The 2,844-nt window shown below is 35.0% G+C and carries 3 protein-coding genes; all 3 read left to right on the top strand.

Going from position 1 to position 2,844, the window contains the following annotated elements:
* Positions 1 to 432: 432 nt before the first annotated feature.
* From HKP48_RS05015 to HKP48_RS05005, 3 genes are read left to right on the top strand one after another with little or no spacing between them, the layout of a single operon-like run.
* Positions 433 to 963 (top strand): nucleoside-triphosphatase, encoded by a 531-nt coding sequence (locus HKP48_RS05015; protein WP_296343462.1) that lies wholly within the window; start codon positions 433 to 435, stop codon positions 961 to 963.
* A 40-nt stretch (positions 964 to 1,003) separates the two neighbouring features.
* On the top strand, positions 1,004 to 2,224 hold the full coding sequence (locus HKP48_RS05010; protein ID WP_296343458.1) for a sulfite oxidase: 1,221 nt from the start codon (positions 1,004 to 1,006) through the stop codon (positions 2,222 to 2,224).
* A complete protein-coding gene (locus HKP48_RS05005) occupies positions 2,224 to 2,700 on the top strand; it encodes a monoheme cytochrome C (RefSeq protein WP_296343456.1) in 477 nt (158 codons plus the stop codon). The genes HKP48_RS05010 and HKP48_RS05005 overlap by 1 nt, the downstream gene beginning before the upstream one ends.
* Positions 2,701 to 2,844: the final 144 nt, after the last annotated feature.

Raw genomic sequence — 2,844 nt, 5'->3', positions numbered from 1 at the left:
ACTGAAAAATTGATAGCAAATTATGTTAAGGAACAAGGTGTTGAAAAGGATTATAAAAGTTTGAAAAAGAATAATCAATTGAAATTATTTTAATGCCTCGTGGGCTTGCCCCGAGGATTATTTACTGTTTTTTAGAACTGAATATGGTGGTTGGGAAACGGCATTATATGTAGTTGCAAGAAGTCTTTTAATTATAGTTTTATGGTATATTGTATTAAGTCCTTTGTTGTTAAAAGGTTTAAACAAGATACTTTCAAAACGAGAAACAGCTTACAAAACGGATATACAAAGCACTCTAGACTTATTACCATATCTAAAATCGATTATAAGACATGCTTGGAGAGATAGTCGTTCTTTAAAAGGCGTCAATAGAATGCAGCATTTTTTGGCAACGAGCATTGTGTATAGTGTTCACTTCAATCCAACGAAACGATGATATATACATTAACAGGAGAGATAGAAATAGGGAAGAGTAGCGCTTTACTGAAATGGGCGAATAAACGAACTGATGTTTTTGGTGTAATAAGCCCTACAAACGAAGATAATAAACGCTATTTTTTAGATATAAATACACGAGAATCGTTTAAAATGCTTGCTACAGAAATTGATGATGAAATCATTACAGTTGGACGTTATCGCTTTTTAAAAGCGGCCTTTAAAAGAGTAAATGCTATAATTGAAAAAGAAGTCACCAGTAATGATTCTGGTTTTATACTTATCGATGAGCTTGGAAAGTTAGAACTACGTTCAGGAGGTTTACACAAATCGGCTGAGTTGGCCATTAATAAGACAAAACATAATAAAGGCCAGCATCTTATTCTTGTAGTAAGAAGCGAGTTATTAGATGCTATTTTAAAAAAATATAAGATTGTTGATTCTGAATGTATTTCAGCAAACCAACTTTTAGAACAGTATATTGATAATGTAACAAAGGTTACAAAAGAAGATTACCAGAAACTGTAACTTGTATAATTAGGTTTGTAAAACCTATAAATTGAATGTTTTGAAAAGAAGAGATTTTGTTAAAAAAACGACTTTGAGTTCGTTTGCTGGGTTGATAGGAACAGAGCTTGTTTTTGGTTCTAATATGCTTGATGGTTACACGCCATTAGCCTTGCAAGACCCAGACCCTTTCAAACTTTTTAAAAAGCACAAAGACATGGTAGTCCTTAATGATAAGCCATGGAATATTGAAGCTCAAGCCCATTTGTTGGATGATAAGATTACGCCAAATGCTTCTATGTTTGTTAGAAATAATGGTTTGGTTCCCAAGGGTATTGATGCTAAAACATGGACTTTGATCATAGACGGAGAGTCAGTTGTGAAACAAAAAACATACACTTTAGAGGACTTAAAATCTAAGTTTCAGCAACACACATACCAACTAACTCTTGAGTGTGGTGGTAATGGACGTGCAGAATTCGACCCGCCAGCAAAAGGAAATCAATGGACGGTTGGTCCTGTACATTGTGCAAGTTGGACAGGTGTGCGTTTACGTGATGTGCTTGAAGACGCTGGTATAAAAAACAATGCTGTTTACATAGGATTTCATGCAGTAGATAAGCATTTGAGTATGGACCCAAAAAAAGAGTCTATTTCTCGAGGTTGTCCTATTTCTAAGGCGTTACAAGAAGAAACACTTCTGGCTTTTAAAATGAATGGAGAAGACATTCCGCTAATTCACGGTTATCCATTACGTTTAGTTGCGGGAGGTTGGCCTGCATCAGTATCTGGTAAATGGGTGAATAGAATTAGCATCCGTAATATAGTTCATGATGGTACAAAAATGAAGGGTACTGCTTACAGAGTACCATGTAAATCCGTTGCACCAGGTGAAAAAGTAAAAGATGAAGACATGTGTATTATTGAATCCATGCCTGTAAAATCATTGATAACTTATCCTAAAACAGGAGCTATAATCAACAAAGGAAAATCTTTAAATATTAGAGGCCATGCTTGGGCAGGAGAATTGGAAGTAGCTAAAATGGAGTATTCTATTGATTTTGGTTCAACTTGGAAAGCTTGCACTATTGAAAAGCCAGCAAATCGATTGGCGTGGCAGCATTTTTCGGCAAAGGTAGATTTTCCAAAATCAGGATATTATGAAGTTTGGGCAAGAGCAACAGACACCAAAGGCTTGGCACAACCCATGTTATTACCAGGCTGGAATCCAAAAGGATATCTGAATAATGCGTGTCATCGTATAGCAGTAAAAGTAAAATAGTGACAAAAGAGGCAACATATATAAATACTATTAAAAAGCTATATCGCTCATTGATGCTTTTTGTTGTCTCATTTATACTAGCAGGTGGTGTGTTGGTGTACTACATGTACAATCCAGATATGCTTGATTTTAATTTAAAGCAAGAAACCATTGCTCTTACTCCTGTTGAAATAGACGAGGATTTAATTGAAAATGGTGTACATGTCAGAACAGGATTTATTGAAGCAGAAGGCTATACGACGGTTATTAATAATTGTACAAACTGTCATTCGTCTAAAATTGTGCTTCAAAATAGAATGTCTGCGGAGCGTTGGAATGCCACTATTAAATGGATGCAGGAAACACAGAACCTTTGGGATTTAGGACGTAACCAAGAAATTATAGTTAATTATTTGGCAACTAACTATCCACCAATAAAAAAGGGTAGACGTATGGTATTAACGAATATTGAATGGTATGAACTGGAGGATAAGTAGTGTATTTGTAGTTTTAGTTTTATTCGCTTTCAGGTTTAATACCTCGAGGCTTGCCTCGTTAATTATTACTATTTTGTGACTCGATGTCACAGAATAGTAAATATATCCATAAAAGTCATAATGTTACAGTTTTACTATATCATT

The sequence above is a fragment of the Winogradskyella sp. genome (genome assembly GCF_013042245.1).
Classification (GTDB): domain Bacteria; phylum Bacteroidota; class Bacteroidia; order Flavobacteriales; family Flavobacteriaceae; genus Winogradskyella.
This window is presented reverse-complemented; position numbering and strand designations above follow the sequence as displayed.